Raw genomic sequence first — 13,484 nt, forward strand, 5'->3', positions numbered from 1 at the left:
GGCGTCGTGTCAGGCAACATGGATGTTGAATGTACCGGCGCCTTCGCGAGCAAGCCCGCTCCCACAGGTGATCTCGCCGTACAGACATCAGGAGCCCCCCACATGCAACGCATCGACCACAAACTTCCCTGGAGCCACCTGGGCACCGAGCGCACCCTCAGCGTGTTTCGCTATGGCGCGGGCACGCGCAAGGTGTACATCCAGGCGAGCCTGCACGCCGACGAATTGCCGGGCATGCGCACGGCCTGGGAGTTGAAGAAGCGCCTGTCCGAACTTGAACAGCAGGGGCAATTGAAGGGTGTGATCGAACTGGTGCCGGTGGCCAATCCCATTGGCCTCGACCAGCACTTGCAAGGCAGCCACATGGGGCGTTTCGAACTCGGCAGCGGCAAGAACTTCAACCGCTCGTTCGTCGAGCTCAGTGCACCGGTGGGCGCGTTGATCGGTGATCGCCTTGGCAGCGATGCCCAGGCCAACATCGCGCTGATTCGCCAGACCATGGGCCAGGTGCTCGACGGCTTGCCGGCAGCACCATCGCAGCTGGAAGCCATGCACCGCCTGTTGTTGCGCCATGCCTGCGACGCCGACATCACCCTCGATCTGCATTGCGATTTCGACGCGGCCATCCACATTTACGCCTTGCCGCAGCACTGGTCGCAATGGCAATCCCTGGCGGCGCGCTTGAAGGCTGGCGTGGCGTTGTTGTGTGAAGATTCCGGCGGCAGCTCGTTCGATGAATCCTGTTCTTCGCCATGGTTGCGCCTGGCCAGGGCGTTCCCGGCGGCGGCGATTCCACCGGCCAACCTGGCAACCACCCTGGAGCTGGGCAGCATGGGCGACACCCGGGTCGACCAGGCCCAGGCCAATTGCGAGGCCATTCTCGGGTTCCTCGCCGAACAGGGTTTCATCGCCGGCACCTGGCCGGCGGCACCGGCCGAATGCTGTGAAGGCATGCCGTTCGAAGGCACCCAGTACCTGTTCGCCCCGCATCACGGCGTGGTCAGCTTCCTGCGTGAGGCCGGGGAGTGGGTGGAGAAGGGCGATGCGCTGTTCGAGGTGGTCGACCCGTTGAACGACAAGGTCACCACCGTGCAGGCAGGCACCAGTGGCGTGCTGTTCGCCATCGACCGTGGGCGCTACACCCAGCCAGGCTCCTGGCAGGCGAAAGTGGCGGGGCGCGAGGCGATTCGGGCGGGGAAGTTGATCAACGACTGAGCCGGAATTTTCATTGCCCGCCCGGGCCTCTTCGCGGGCAAGCCCGCTCCCACAGGTTTTGTGAACGCCACAGATCCAGTGTGGGAGCGGGCTTGCTCCGGGCGGCGTTCCGACGAAGGCGGCATCGGCCACGCCCGAGATGTTCCCGCCTACTGACCAGTGTTAGGCTCTTCCCCGAATCCTGCATTCAGTGAAGGAAGACCCATGTTGAAGATGCTCGCGCTGCTCACGCTCCTGGTATCCACCGCCGTCCACGCCCAAAACCCGCTGCAAACCGACCTGCCGCTCAAGTACCTGGCACAGGCCGGCGCCGATTCGAACCATCAACCCCTGGTGATTTTCCTCCACGGTTACGGCAGTAACGAGCAGGATCTGTTCGACATCAAGGATGACTTGCCCGGGTCCTACACCTACCTGTCGGTGAGGGCGCCGATGGTGATGCAGGAGGGTAGTTACCAGTGGTTTCGCAAGAAGGGCGAAGGGGCCTACAACGGCGAGACCGATGATCTGAAGGCCAGCGGCCAGTTGCTGCTGGATTTCGTCGCACAGGCCACGAAGAAATATCACACCGAACCCGAGAAGGTGTTCCTGGTCGGTTTCAGTCAGGGCGCGATCATGTCCTACGAAACAGGCTTGCGGCATCCCGAGGCGCTCGCAGGGATCGCTGCATTGAGCGGGCGGATTCTGCCGGTGCTCAAGTCCGAGCTTCAACCGGATGAAAAACGCCAGTCGCTGGCGATTTTCATCGGTCATGGCGAGCAGGACAAACGCCTGCCGTTGAGCGACGGCACCGAGGCCAACAGCCTGCTGCAGAGCGTGTCACTCGAACCCGAGTTCCACGCCTACCCCGGTGTCGGTCACAGCATCAGCGCCGACGAGATACAGGATTTGAGTGCCTGGTTGCAGCGTCTCAACCCCTGAGTCTCATTTGCCGCTGACGATCTGTTTGACCAGGGTTTCGTGGGCCGCCATGTCGCCGGGACGGGATATCACCTGAATCACCGCCATGCGGGTACCGGATGCCGCCATCAGTGTGGTGGTGAGGGTCATGCCACCGCCCTGGGTGGCAGTGCCGTCGATCTGGCGCAGACCCAGCCCGGTTGTCCGGGTCAGGGCTTTCTCGCTGAGCTTGTTGTAGTCGGGCAGGGATTTGTGTTGCGCCGCTTCGAAATCGGCCACGGTGCCGTCGAGGAACACGCCGTCGTTGTCCTTGACGCTGACACCGTTGGGCAGGGTGTTTTCAGCGGCGATCACCACGGTCTTGGTGGTTTCATTGCTGTACAGGGTGCCGCTGGCACCGTCCGGGCTGGCCGGCAGCGGGTTGGCGATGAAACCCTTGGGCAAGTTGAAGGTGAACTTGCTGCCGAGCATCGAGACTTTGTGGGCGGGCGCATCGCTGGAAGTGGCCTTGGCGGCCTGCGCATTCAAAGCCCCAAGCCCGGTAGCGGCGGCCAGCAGCAGGACAAGGGCTTTCTTACTCAACAATGACATCGGGATCTCCAGGGATGGACGCGCGGTGGGGCGCGATCATCCCATGGAGGTTGCGATGCGTTCCAGTGTGCTCTACCGGGCGGTCACTTTAGTGATCACTCATTTCATCACCCTCGAAGGCTGGAACAGGCGGGTTACGCCAGGTTTTGCGGGAACAGGTTGCGACGGGTTTCTTCGTCGAATTCGGCCTTGAGCACCAGTTTCTCTTTCAGGCCGTGGGCACGCCGGGCCGCCGGGCGGGCGCTGATTTCATCGTACAGGCGCTTGACGTTCGGGTACGCCGCCAGACCGCTCTCGCCGAGGATATAGGGCGCGTAGTTGGCCCAGCCCCACAACGCGATGTCGGCGATGCTGTAGGTGTCGCCCGCCAGGTACTGATGCTCGGCCAGACGCTCGTCAAGGATGCGGTAGTGACGTTCGACTTCCTTGAAATAGCGGTTTTTCGCGTAGGGCAGATCTTCCGGTGCGTGGTGCAGGAAGTGCACCGCCAGGCCGGAGAACGGCGACAGGCCGGTGCCGATGAACATCAACCACGACAGCATCTCGGCCTGGCCGGCAGCGGAGGTCGGCAGCAAGCGCTGATGTTTCTGCGCCAGGTGCAGCAGGATCGCCTGGGAGTCGAACACGGTGGCATCGCCATCCACCAGCGCGGGGACCTTGGCGTTCGGGTTGATCGCCAAAAAGGCTGGCAGGTGTTGCTCGCCCTTGAAGGTGTCGACGCCGATCAGCTCGTAAGGCGTTTGCAGTTCTTCGAGCAGCAGGGCAACTTTCATCGGGTTCGGTGACGGATGGAAAAAGAATTTCATGGTGCGGGCCTCAGTCGGGTAGGGGTTGGAACTGAGGCTGATGTTCAAGCAAACCCGTTCGATTGACGTGCAAGCTTGTTGTTCTACTCGTGCGAAATTATCGAATGGGTTTCGTTGCTTTGACAGTTCCTTCAGTGTTCGTCGCCGGGCTGGCCGGCCGCGCCAGCAGACGCTTGGTCACACCCAGCATGGCCACCGATACCGCGATGCCCAGCACAAAAGCGTTCATCCCCATCGTCGGCAGGGCCAGGGCCAACACCAGGCAGAAGGCGGCGAATGAGTACATGCCGGTGGCGGTGGCGCGCAGCAGCGCGGCGGTAAAGGCCGGGCCACGGGTTTGCTGGGAGAACACCGCCATCACGCTGCCCAATACCGGGAATACCGCCAGCAGGCCGCTCCAGCGGTCGCCGACGGTGCTGGCCAGCAGTGTCACGACCAGGGTGAGCAAGGCACCGGCCACCATGCGCAACAGGAGCTTGTCGGATTTCGGTGCCGGGCCACTGAGCACCGGTTGCACGGTGGGGAACAGGTACGGTGCGGCGAGCAGCGCGGTGGCGGCGGCACACACCGAAAACACCAGGGAAGCCGGGATCAGCGACAGGACAACCGCCACCAGTGCCCAGACCGACAGCGAGATCACCAGCGCCAGCGGCCACCCGGCCCGTTGTGCGACCTGGGCGTAAGTGATGCAGAACGCAATCATCGCGAACATGGCCGACAGCGCGGCGGTGGCCGATTGCGCGGCGAACGCCTGGCCTTGTTCGAGGGCGAGGAACAACAGGATCGGCCCGACCACTACCGGCAACCCCGACAACCAACCGGCCACGCTCGGTCCCCAGCGTTTGCCAGCCAGGGAAATCAGTAGCAGGAAGCCTGGGATCACCAGCAATTTCAGGATCAACACGCGCATGTCTCCGACCTGTGTGAGGTAGCAACGGTAACATTGCGTCGGGTAGATTGCTTTATCTGTATGCGAATTTTGTATACAAAAATATGGCCCGTAGGCAAATGTCCGAAAGGGTCTTTTGCGCATACGTTTTTCTGGGCATCCCGCGATGAGGCCAACCCGCATGAACCGCCAACGATTACCGCTGCGCCATGGTCTGTGGCTGCTTGTTTTGCTGAGCTGCCAGGCCCTGGCCAATTGGCAGGATTCGCTGCCCGGTGCGCAAGTCATCGGCAGTGGGGAGTTTCGCAAGTACGGCTTCGATGTCTACAGCGCGCGGCTCTGGAGTCCGTCGCGGCCGTTGGCGGGCGATCAACCGTTCGCCCTGGAGCTGATCTACCAGCGCAGCATTTCCTGTGAAGATCTGGTGAACGCCAGCGTCAGGGAGATCAAGCGACTCTCTGGCACCTCGGTCAGTGCCGAGCAACTGGCGTCCTGGCAGACGCAGATGCAACAGTCGTTCGTCGATGTGCAGGCCGGCACGCGGTTGACCGGGGTGTATCTGCCGGGGCAGGGCGCGCGGTTTTTTCTTGGCCAGCAGTTATTGCGTGAAGTGAAGGACCTGCAATTCGCCCAGGCATTTTTTGCCATCTGGCTCGATCCGCGTACCAGCAACCCCGAATTGCGCCAGCAGTTGCTGGGCATGGCTCCGTAGACTTTGCTTTGTGGTGATCAGTGGGGCGAGCAGTTGGTTGATTCTGCAGTTTTGGGGGTGACAGGACTGGCCCCTTCGCGGGCAAGCCCGCTCCCACAGTGGGCCGTGCTCGTCTGGACAACTCGGTCAAATGTGGGAGCGGGCTTGCTCGCGAAGAACGCTAACGCGGTCTAACTGAAAAAAACGCAGGCAAAAAGAACCCGGTACGACTTGCATCGCACCGGGTGTTTGTCCAGACGGCGACGGATCTTCGTGGGTCCCCGCGCCGACTGTTGAACGCTTTAAGCCCGTTCGAGCGCCAGTGCCACGCCCTGACCACCACCGATACACAGGGTGGCGAGGCCTTTTTTGGCGTCACGCTTGAGCATTTCATGCAGCAGGGTGACCAGCACGCGGCAACCCGAGGCACCGATCGGGTGGCCCAGGGCGATGGCGCCGCCGTTGACGTTGACCTTGTCCAGGTCCCATTCCAGGTCCTTGGCCACCGCCAGGGATTGTGCGGCGAAGGCTTCGTTGGCTTCGATCAGGTCCAGCTGGTGGATGTTCCAGCCGGCCTTGTCCAGGCAACGGCGAGTGGCCGACACCGGGCCGATGCCCATGATCGCCGGGTCGACGCCAGCGTTGGCGTAGGCGGCGATTTTCGCCAGTACCGGCAGGCCCAGGGTCTTGGCTTTTTCCGCGCTCATCAGGATTACGGCGGCGGCACCGTCGTTCAGCGACGAAGCGTTGCCGGCGGTCACCGAACCGTCCTTCTTGAAGGCCGGCTTGAGCTTGCCCAGGGATTCGGCGGTGGTACCGGCCCGTGGCTGCTCGTCGGTGGCGAAGGACAGCGGATCGCCCTTGCGCTGCGGGATCAGGATCGGGGTGATTTCATCGACGAAGCGCCCGGCTTCGATGGCAGCCACGGCTTTCTGTTGCGAGGCGGCAGCGAAGGCGTCCTGCTGCTCGCGAGTCAGGCTGTACTTGTCGGCCAGGTTCTCGGCGGTGATGCCCATGTGGTAATCGTTGAATGCATCCCACAGGCCATCGCTGATCATGGTGTCGACGATTTGCCCGTTGCCCATGCGCAGGCCGGTGCGGGCACCGGGCATGACGTAGTTGGCCAGGCTCATGTTTTCCTGGCCACCGGCGATGATCACCTCGGCATCGCCGCAGCGGATCGCCTGGGCGCCCAGGTGCAGGGCCTTGAGGCCCGAGCCGCAGACCTTGTTCAAAGTCATGGCCGGTACAGCGAAGGGCAGGCCGGCCTTGATCGCGGCCTGGCGCGCAGGGTTTTGCCCGGCACCGGCGGTCAGCACCTGGCCCATGATCACTTCATCGACTTCGGCCGGGTCCAGGCCTGTTTGCGCCAGCAACTGGCGGATCACCGCAGCGCCCAGGTCCACGGCGGACACATTGGCCAGGGATCCCTGGAAGCTGCCAATCGCGGTGCGCGTGGCGGCAACAATGACGACTTCTTGCATGGAATGATTCCTCACTGGGCAGCGAACTGCATTTCCGGCACGTGGTCCGGCACGATCAGTTTACCGGCAGTCTTGGCGACGATCTCTTCGACGCTGACGCCCGGCGCACGTTCTTTGAGAATGAACGCGCCGTTTTCGATTTCCAGGTAGGCCAGGTCGGTCAGCACACGCTTGATGCACCCGGCGCCGGTCAGCGGCAGGCTGCATTGGGACAGCAGCTTGGACTCACCATCCTTGGACGCGTGGGTCATGATGACGATGATGTTGTCGGCGCCGGCCACCAGGTCCATCGCGCCGCCCATGCCCTTGACCAGTTTGCCGGGGATCATCCACGAGGCGATGTTGCCTTGCACGTCCACTTCAAAGGCACCCAGCACGGTCAGGTCGACATGACCACCGCGGATCATTGCGAAGGACTCGGCCGAGGAAAAAATCGAAGCTCCGATACGTGCGGTCACGGTTTGTTTGCCGGCGTTGATCATGTCGGCATCGATGGTTTCTTCAGTAGGAAAAGGACCCATGCCCAGCAGGCCGTTTTCCGACTGCAGCATGACTTCCATGCCTTCGGGGATGTAGTTGGCGACCAGGGTCGGAATGCCGATGCCCAGGTTCACATAGAAGCCGTCCTGCATTTCGCGGGCGACGCGTTGAGCCATTTGTTCGCGGGAAAGTGCCATTGTCGTTATTCCTTCATTCGGTCCGGGGGCAGGGGATCACTTACGCACGGTGCGCTGTTCGATGCGCTTCTCGAACGTGCCGCAGATGATCCGGTCGACGTAGATGCCAGGGGTGTGGATCTGCGCCGGGTCCAGCTCGCCGGGTTCGACGATTTCTTCGACTTCGACCACGGTGATCTTGCCGGCGGTGGCGGCCAGCGGGTTGAAGTTCTGGGCGGTGTGGCGATAGATCACGTTACCGAAATGGTCGGCTTTCCAGCCTTTGACGATGGCGAAGTCACCGGTGATGGACTCTTCCATCAGGTACTTGCGGCCATGGAATTCGCGTACTTCCTTGCCTTCGGCAACGGGAGTGCCAACGCCGGTGGCGGTGAAGAAGGCTGGAATGCCAGCGCCGCCAGCGCGCATTTTCTCGGCGAGCGTGCCTTGCGGGGTCAGGATGACTTCGATTTCGCCCTTGAGCAGTTGCTCTTCGAACAGCTTGTTTTCGCCGACGTAGGACGCCACCACTTTGCTGATCTGGCGGTCGGTCAGCAGTACGCCAAGGCCAAAACCGTCGACGCCGCAGTTGTTGGAAACCACGGTGAGGTTGCGAGTGCCTTTGCGCTTGATCTCAGCGATCAGGTTTTCCGGGATCCCGCACAGGCCGAAGCCGCCAGCGATCACGGTCATGCCGTCTTCAAGACCTGCCAGAGCTTCCTCGTAGGAACTCACGCGCTTGTCGAAACCTGCCATATGCACCTCTTTTATTCTTTGTGGGCGGCTGGCTAGCCGAATGGGATGGAGTGTCTCGCTGCAAGATTCATTTGTTAAGTTGTTTTTTAGATCTGATTGATTGATAAAGCTCATTAAACCGCTGCTTTAATCTTGCAGCTTGAAGCTTGTAGCTTACAACTGGAGCGAAGCGACTATGACCGTCAAGCAGATCCGTGCCTTTCTGGCCGTGGCCCAGAGCCTGAGCTTTGCCGTGGCCTGCGAGCGCCTGCACCTGTCGCAATCGGCTCTGAGCCTGACCATCAAGGCGCTGGAGGAAGGCCTGGGCGGGCGCTTGTTCACCCGCAACACGCGCAACGTGGCGCTCACCGCCGAAGGCGAAACCCTGGTGCCGCTGGCGCGCCGGTTGATCGCCGACTGGGACAATGCCGAGGATGAGTTGCGCCAGCGCTTCACCTTGCAGCGCGGTCGCGTGACCCTGGCGGCAATGCCGTCGTTCGCCGGCAACCTGCTGCCGCCGATCCTCAAGACCTTCCGCGCCCGTTATCCGAATGTCAACGTGACGGTCAATGACGTGATCAACGAGCAAGTGCTGGAAATGGTCCGTGACCGCCAGGTGGAACTTGGGGTGGCGTTCGAACCGACCCAGAGCTCGTCGCTGCAATTCACGCCGTTGTACATCGACCGATTCGTCGCGGTGGTGCCCCTGGATTCGGCGCTGGCCGAACTCGATGATATCGACTGGCAGACCCTGCTCAAGGAGCCGTTCATTACCTTGCAGCGGCCGTCGACGGTGCGGGTGATGCTGGAAGAGCACTTGCAGGCCCGCGACATGAAGTTGCCGGTGGAGTTTGAAAGCCATCAACTGGCGACGGTCGGGCGCATGGTCGCCAGTGGTCTTGGCGTGAGCGCGGTGCCGGCCTTGTGTGCCGGGCAGATGCGTGAACTGGGGGCGCGTTGCATTACCTTGCGCGACCCGGTGGTGGAGCGGGCGCTGGGGGTGCTGACGTTGCCGGGGGGGGAGCTGTCGGCGGCGGCGCAGGCGTTGTTTGATGTGCTGAAAGAGGAAAACCTTGGGCAGCGTTTCTCCATGAACTGATCACAATACCTGTGGGAGCGGGCTTGCTCGCGAAAGCGGTGGGTCAGGCAAAAAAGATGTTGGATGTGCCGCCCTCTTCGCGAGCAAGCCCGCTCCCACAGAGTTTTGTGCTGATCAGGAAGAGAGACGTTCGGCCAATAACGGCAACAACCGCTCGCACGACCCCTCGATCTTCAAATCCAGCATCTCATCGGCCCGGGTCTTGCCCAGGTTGATCGCAATCAACGGCTTGCCCTGATCCACCACCGCTCGGCACAAGCGGAACGCCGAATAGGCCATCAGTGACGAGCCGACCACTAGCAGTCCGGCAGCCTGTTCGACGGCGGCCATCGCCTTGGCCGCCGTGGCCTGTGCGACGTTCTCGCCAAAGAACACCACATCCGGCTTCATCCGTTCCCCGGCGCAATGCGGGCAGCGGGGGACCTTGAAGCGTGCCTCGAAGGCCGGGTCGAGCAAGGTGTCGCCGTCCGGCGCCTGCACCGCGTCGACGCCGGCCAGGTACGGGTTCTGTGTTTCCATCAGGCGCTGGATCGAATCGCGCTCGCTGCGCCGGCCGCAATCCAGGCACAACACCCGGTGCAGACTGCCGTGGAGTTCGATCACGTCACGGCTGCCGGCCTGGTCGTGCAGGGTGTCGACGTTCTGGGTGATCAACCCGCTGATCTGCCGCGTGCCTTGCAATCGAGCCAGGATGTCGTGGGCCACGTTCGGTTGCGCCAGACGCACCCTCGGCCAACCGAGCATCGCCCGCGCCCAATAGCGTCGCCGGGGCTCCGGGGCCGAGAGAAACTCCTGGTACATCATCGGCTGCCGGCCACGCCGCACGCCCTGGTTGTCACGATAATCCGGGATGCCCGAGGGCGTGCTGATACCGGCACCGGTCAGCACGGCAAACGGCTGATCCGCCATGAGCTGATGGAGGCGATCGAGTTGGTCACGGGTCTGACGGTCAAGCATGCCGGGAAACCTGTAGGAGCGAGCTTGCTCGCGATGGGGTGTCTGTCGACATCAATATAGCTGACACACCATCGTCGGAACGTCGTCCGGACCAGGCTCGCTCCTGCAGAGATGGCGGCGGGAACTATTTACGCGCCTCCAGAATCAGGTTGAACGGCGTTTCCGTGGCCCGGCGGAAGTGCGTGAATCCAGCCTCGCTAAACACCTTGCGCAACCGCGCCTCACCGGCCTGGGCGCCGAGACCGAGGCCGACTTCCTGGGACAGCGAGTTGGGCGTGCAGATGAAGGTCGAGGCCGCGTAGAACAGGCGTCCGACCGGGTTGACGTTGTCGTCGAGCAAATCGTTGGCGTAGGGCTCGACCAGCAGCACGGTGCCGTCGTCCTTCAACGACTCATAGGCATGCTTGGCCGCGCCCACCGGGTCGCCCATGTCATGCAGGCAGTCGAAATAGCAGATCAGGTCGTAGTCGCTGCCAGGGTAGCTTTTGGCCGTGCCCTGGAAGAACCTGGCTCGCCCGGACACACCTCCTTCTTCGGCCCGTTGGATGGCAACGGTAACGGACGGCGCGTGGTAGTCGAAACCCACGAAGCGCGAATCCGGAAACGCCTGGGCCATGATCACCGTCGAAGCGCCATGGCCACAGCCGATGTCCGCTACTTTGGCTCCGGCTTCCAGTTTGGCCACCACACCGTCGAGGGCCGGCAACCATTCGGCGACCAGATGGGCTTTGTAGCCGGGGCGGAAGAAGCGTTCGGTGCCGCTGAACATGCACGGATGGTGATCGCCCCAGGGCAGGGCACCGTTGCCGCGCATGGCGTTGACCAGTTTGTCCTTGTCATGGAAAAACGACGCGACCACGCCGATTCCGCCCGCCACATAAACCGGTGAGTCTTCTTTTGCCAGAGCCATGGCTTGCTCTTCGGGGAGGCGGAACTGGCCGTCACGGTGTTCCATGTAGCCTGAGGCGGCGTGGGCGCTGAGCCATTCGCGCAGCAGGCGAGTGTTGCAGCCGGTTTTCTCGGCAAGGGTTTCGGGGGTGATGGGCTGACTGTCGGCCATCGCCCGGTACAGGCCGAGCTCTTCGCCGAGAATGACGTTGGCGAGCATCGCCGCGCCGCCCATGTCATTCACCAGTTTGCCCATGAAATCGTTGAGTCTGGCCTCGTCCATCATCTGTGCTCCTTCAGCAGGATCACGGTCCAGGGGCATTGTCTGGCGAGGCGTTCGCCGCTGGGCGGTGGTCGTGGGAATGTACAGGGCACCAAGCGGGTCCTGCGTGCATTCAGTTTAGTTCGCAGGCCATACAGCGCCGCGTTGAGCGACGAAAGCTATCTTTCCCTGACCGACACGGGGCCCTGTGGGAGCGGGCTTGCTCGCGAAAGCGGCGGGTCAGTCAACCTTTCTTTTGAATGTGCCGGCCTCTTCGCGAGCAAGCCCGCTCCCACAGGTATCGGCAGTGCCCGCAAGGATCGTGTGTATCCCACTGTATCCAGACCCCTTTTTGACACAGTGACCTCTTATTCCGGCCCCAGCCGAACACAGTCCCGATACACCCCTTCGATTAACTGTCTCTCATGGCGAGCACCGGCTCGCGTCGTTGAATATCTTGTGAGATCCACACCATGCAGACCTCCATTCCCCCAGAAGCCAAGGCCAGCGTCGGCCTGGGCCTGCGCCGCGGTTTAATGAAAGACCTGCAGGCTGCGCCGGCGGGCGATTTCGACTTTCTGGAAGTCGCCCCGGAAAACTGGATCGGCATCGGCGGTGCCCACGGCGCTGCATTGCGGGCCCTGGCTGAACGCTATCCGTTGTCCTGTCACGGCTTGTCCCTGTCCCTGGGTGGGCCGTCGCCGCTGGACGTCGATTTTCTGCAAGAGGTTCGCAGCTTCCTCGATCACTACAACGTGCCGCTGTACAGCGAGCACCTGAGTTACTGCAGTGATGACGGTCACCTGTACGACCTGTTGCCGTTGCCCTTCACCGAAGAAGCGGTGCGCCACGTCGCTGCGCGGATCCGTCAGGCCCAGGACATCCTTGGTCGGCGCCTGGCGGTGGAAAACGTTTCCTATTACGCCGCACCCCAACAGGACATGGACGAGGTGACATTCACCAATGCCGTGCTGCGTGAGGCCGACTGCGACCTGCTGCTGGACGTCAACAATGTCTACGTCAATTCGATCAACCATGGCTTCGATCCGCAGGCGTTCCTCGCCGGCATCGATTCGGGCCGGGTGGTGGCCATGCACATTGCCGGGCATTTCGACGAGTCCGATACCTTGAAAATCGACACCCATGGCGCTTCGGTCAAACCGGTGGTGTGGTCGTTGCTGGAGCAGGCGTATGCCCGGTTCGGCGCACAACCGACGTTGCTTGAGCGGGACTTCAACTTTCCGGCATTCGCCGAGCTGGTGGCGGAATTGCAGACCATTCGCCGCTTGCAACAGGAGGGCGTGAACCGTGGATAAACATTCGTTGCACCAACAGCAAAGCATCATGGGCCAGTATCTGCGAGACCCCGAGCATTGCGCGCCACCCACCGAAATGGACCCGGTGCGGGCACAGGTTTACCGTGATCTGGTGTTCGCCAATCTGTCTTCGTTGCTCAGTGGCACCTTTCCGGTGTTGGGGAAGATTCTGGGCGATGAACACTGGCGTTCACTGGTGCGGATCTTTCTGCGGGACTACCGCGCCCGTACACCGAAATTTGGTGAGATCGCTCAGGAGTTTGTCGAGTTTCTCGCGACCGGGCCTGAGGCGTTGAGCGATGGGCCGTGGCCGCCGTTCATGGTGGAGCTGGCGCATTACGAGTGGGTGGAAATGGCGCTGCAACAGTCCGAGGCCGAACCGTTGGCAGCGGGTGATGCCGGGTCGTTGCTGGATCGGCCGTTGCAAGTGTCGCCGCTGGCTTGGCCGTTGGCTTACGCCTGGCCGGTGCAGCAAGTGGGACCGGATTATCAGCCTGACGCTTTACCTGCTCAGCCGACGTTGTTGCTGGTGCGTCGCGCCGAGGACTGGAGTGTGAAGTTTTCCGAGTTGAGTCCGTTGGCGTGGCGGTTGTTGCAGCGGATTGGCGAGTTTCCAGAGCTGACTGGGCGTGAGCAGCTGCAAGGATTGGCGGTCGAGGCGGGGGCGGTGGGGGATTCGGGGTTTCTGGAAGGTGGGTTGGTGTTGTTGCGGCAGATGCGTGAGGAAGGGGTTGTTGGGGTTGTTTGATCTACTTTGACCTTGGCGGCCTTTGGGCCGACCAGGCTCTATGTTGATTGAGTACATATCCGTTTCTGCGGTAACGGCGGCTTATGGTTCCGCTCTTACAGCGGGTCACTTTTGGCAAACGCCCCAAAAGTAACCAAAAGGTCTCGCCCCTTACGTACGGCCCCTCGCTAAGGCTCGGGGTTCCTTCGCTGCGGTATTCATCCGGGGGCATTGCCCTCCGGTCGGCTTCGCTTCGACCTACATGCAA

14 protein-coding genes are annotated in these 13,484 nt (G+C 61.9%); 6 read left to right on the top strand and 8 right to left on the bottom strand.

The genetic code is table 11. From position 1 onward, the window contains the following. The first annotated feature begins 102 nt into the window (after positions 1-102). Together AC07W4_RS27450 and AC07W4_RS27455 are read left to right on the top strand one after the other, a co-directional pair. Complete coding sequence (locus AC07W4_RS27450; protein ID WP_495034676.1) at positions 103-1,215, top strand: succinylglutamate desuccinylase/aspartoacylase family protein; 1,113 nt, start codon at positions 103-105, stop codon at positions 1,213-1,215. A 204-nt stretch (positions 1,216-1,419) separates the two neighbouring features. Next, on the top strand, positions 1,420-2,136 hold the full coding sequence (locus tag AC07W4_RS27455; RefSeq protein ID WP_495034677.1) for an alpha/beta hydrolase: 717 nt from the start codon (positions 1,420-1,422) through the stop codon (positions 2,134-2,136). Between the two features lie 3 nt (positions 2,137-2,139). On the opposite strand, the gene AC07W4_RS27460 is transcribed toward AC07W4_RS27455, so the two are convergent. From AC07W4_RS27460 to AC07W4_RS27470, 3 genes are all read right to left on the bottom strand, one after another. Next, positions 2,140-2,706, bottom strand: coding sequence for a DcrB/PsbP domain-containing protein (locus AC07W4_RS27460; RefSeq protein WP_495034678.1), 567 nt, complete (start codon positions 2,704-2,706; stop codon positions 2,140-2,142). A 134-nt stretch (positions 2,707-2,840) separates the two neighbouring features. Further along, positions 2,841-3,512: a glutathione S-transferase family protein gene (locus AC07W4_RS27465; RefSeq protein ID WP_495034679.1), complete on the bottom strand. Its 672-nt coding sequence runs from the start codon at positions 3,510-3,512 to the stop codon at positions 2,841-2,843. A 97-nt stretch (positions 3,513-3,609) separates the two neighbouring features. Further along, positions 3,610-4,416, bottom strand: a complete 807-nt coding sequence (locus AC07W4_RS27470) for a hypothetical protein (RefSeq protein ID WP_495034686.1) — start codon at positions 4,414-4,416, stop codon at positions 3,610-3,612. 166 nt (positions 4,417-4,582) lie between these two features. On the opposite strand from AC07W4_RS27470, the gene AC07W4_RS27475 reads away from it, so the two are divergent. Beyond that, positions 4,583-5,113 (top strand): chalcone isomerase family protein, encoded by a 531-nt coding sequence (locus AC07W4_RS27475; RefSeq protein WP_495034680.1) that lies wholly within the window; start codon positions 4,583-4,585, stop codon positions 5,111-5,113. A 281-nt stretch (positions 5,114-5,394) separates the two neighbouring features. Here AC07W4_RS27475 and AC07W4_RS27480 read toward each other — a convergent pair whose 3' ends face one another. The 3 genes from AC07W4_RS27480 to AC07W4_RS27490 are packed head-to-tail and all read right to left on the bottom strand — an operon-like array spanning position 5,395 to position 7,988. Further along, on the bottom strand, positions 5,395-6,576 hold the full coding sequence (locus tag AC07W4_RS27480) for an acetyl-CoA C-acetyltransferase (protein ID WP_495034681.1): 1,182 nt from the start codon (positions 6,574-6,576) through the stop codon (positions 5,395-5,397). Between the two features lie 11 nt (positions 6,577-6,587). Beyond that, complete coding sequence (locus tag AC07W4_RS27485; protein ID WP_057399619.1) at positions 6,588-7,253, bottom strand: CoA transferase subunit B; 666 nt, start codon at positions 7,251-7,253, stop codon at positions 6,588-6,590. Positions 7,254-7,289: 36 nt separating this feature from the next. Further along, the gene (locus tag AC07W4_RS27490; RefSeq protein WP_056854522.1) at positions 7,290-7,988 is read right to left on the bottom strand and encodes a CoA transferase subunit A; all 699 of its coding nucleotides are present in this window, start codon (positions 7,986-7,988) and stop codon (positions 7,290-7,292) included. Between the two features lie 175 nt (positions 7,989-8,163). Here AC07W4_RS27490 and AC07W4_RS27495 point away from each other — a divergent pair, with 175 nt between their 5' ends. Next, positions 8,164-9,066 (top strand): LysR family transcriptional regulator, encoded by a 903-nt coding sequence (locus tag AC07W4_RS27495; RefSeq protein WP_495034682.1) that lies wholly within the window; start codon positions 8,164-8,166, stop codon positions 9,064-9,066. Between the two features lie 114 nt (positions 9,067-9,180). Here AC07W4_RS27495 and AC07W4_RS27500 read toward each other — a convergent pair whose 3' ends face one another. Continuing rightward, a complete protein-coding gene (locus AC07W4_RS27500; RefSeq protein WP_495034683.1) occupies positions 9,181-10,023 on the bottom strand; it encodes an NAD-dependent protein deacetylase in 843 nt (280 codons plus the stop codon). A 124-nt stretch (positions 10,024-10,147) separates the two neighbouring features. Beyond that, positions 10,148-11,194 (bottom strand): class I SAM-dependent methyltransferase, encoded by a 1,047-nt coding sequence (locus AC07W4_RS27505; RefSeq protein WP_032829955.1) that lies wholly within the window; start codon positions 11,192-11,194, stop codon positions 10,148-10,150. Between the two features lie 452 nt (positions 11,195-11,646). Here AC07W4_RS27505 and AC07W4_RS27510 point away from each other — a divergent pair, with 452 nt between their 5' ends. Continuing rightward, entirely contained in the window at positions 11,647-12,489 is an 843-nt protein-coding gene (locus AC07W4_RS27510; RefSeq protein ID WP_495034684.1) for an HvfB family MNIO-type RiPP peptide maturase, read from the top strand. Next, positions 12,482-13,237 (top strand): HvfC family RiPP maturation protein, encoded by a 756-nt coding sequence (locus AC07W4_RS27515; protein WP_495034685.1) that lies wholly within the window; start codon positions 12,482-12,484, stop codon positions 13,235-13,237. Before AC07W4_RS27510 ends, AC07W4_RS27515 begins: the two co-directional genes overlap by 8 nt. The last annotated feature ends 247 nt before the right edge of the window (positions 13,238-13,484 follow it).

Source organism: Pseudomonas sp. GW821-FHT02A08 (assembly GCF_059422045.1).

Excerpts from the sequence above, each read along its gene's own strand:
- AC07W4_RS27455 (WP_495034677.1), top strand. The coding sequence starts at position 1,420 with ATGTTGAAGATGCTCGCGCTGCTCACGCTCCTGGTATCCACCGCCGTC.
- AC07W4_RS27450 (WP_495034676.1), top strand. The coding sequence starts at position 103 with ATGCAACGCATCGACCACAAACTTCCCTGGAGCCACCTGGGCACCGAG.
- AC07W4_RS27495 (WP_495034682.1), top strand. The coding sequence starts at position 8,164 with ATGACCGTCAAGCAGATCCGTGCCTTTCTGGCCGTGGCCCAGAGCCTG.
- AC07W4_RS27500 (WP_495034683.1), bottom strand. The coding sequence starts at position 10,023 with ATGCTTGACCGTCAGACCCGTGACCAACTCGATCGCCTCCATCAGCTC.
- AC07W4_RS27460 (WP_495034678.1), bottom strand. The coding sequence starts at position 2,706 with ATGTCATTGTTGAGTAAGAAAGCCCTTGTCCTGCTGCTGGCCGCCGCT.
- AC07W4_RS27480 (WP_495034681.1), bottom strand. The coding sequence starts at position 6,576 with ATGCAAGAAGTCGTCATTGTTGCCGCCACGCGCACCGCGATTGGCAGC.
- AC07W4_RS27485 (WP_057399619.1), bottom strand. The coding sequence starts at position 7,253 with ATGGCACTTTCCCGCGAACAAATGGCTCAACGCGTCGCCCGCGAAATG.
- AC07W4_RS27490 (WP_056854522.1), bottom strand. The coding sequence starts at position 7,988 with ATGGCAGGTTTCGACAAGCGCGTGAGTTCCTACGAGGAAGCTCTGGCA.
- AC07W4_RS27465 (WP_495034679.1), bottom strand. The coding sequence starts at position 3,512 with ATGAAATTCTTTTTCCATCCGTCACCGAACCCGATGAAAGTTGCCCTG.
- AC07W4_RS27505 (WP_032829955.1), bottom strand. The coding sequence starts at position 11,194 with ATGGACGAGGCCAGACTCAACGATTTCATGGGCAAACTGGTGAATGAC.
- AC07W4_RS27475 (WP_495034680.1), top strand. The coding sequence starts at position 4,583 with ATGAACCGCCAACGATTACCGCTGCGCCATGGTCTGTGGCTGCTTGTT.
- AC07W4_RS27510 (WP_495034684.1), top strand. The coding sequence starts at position 11,647 with ATGCAGACCTCCATTCCCCCAGAAGCCAAGGCCAGCGTCGGCCTGGGC.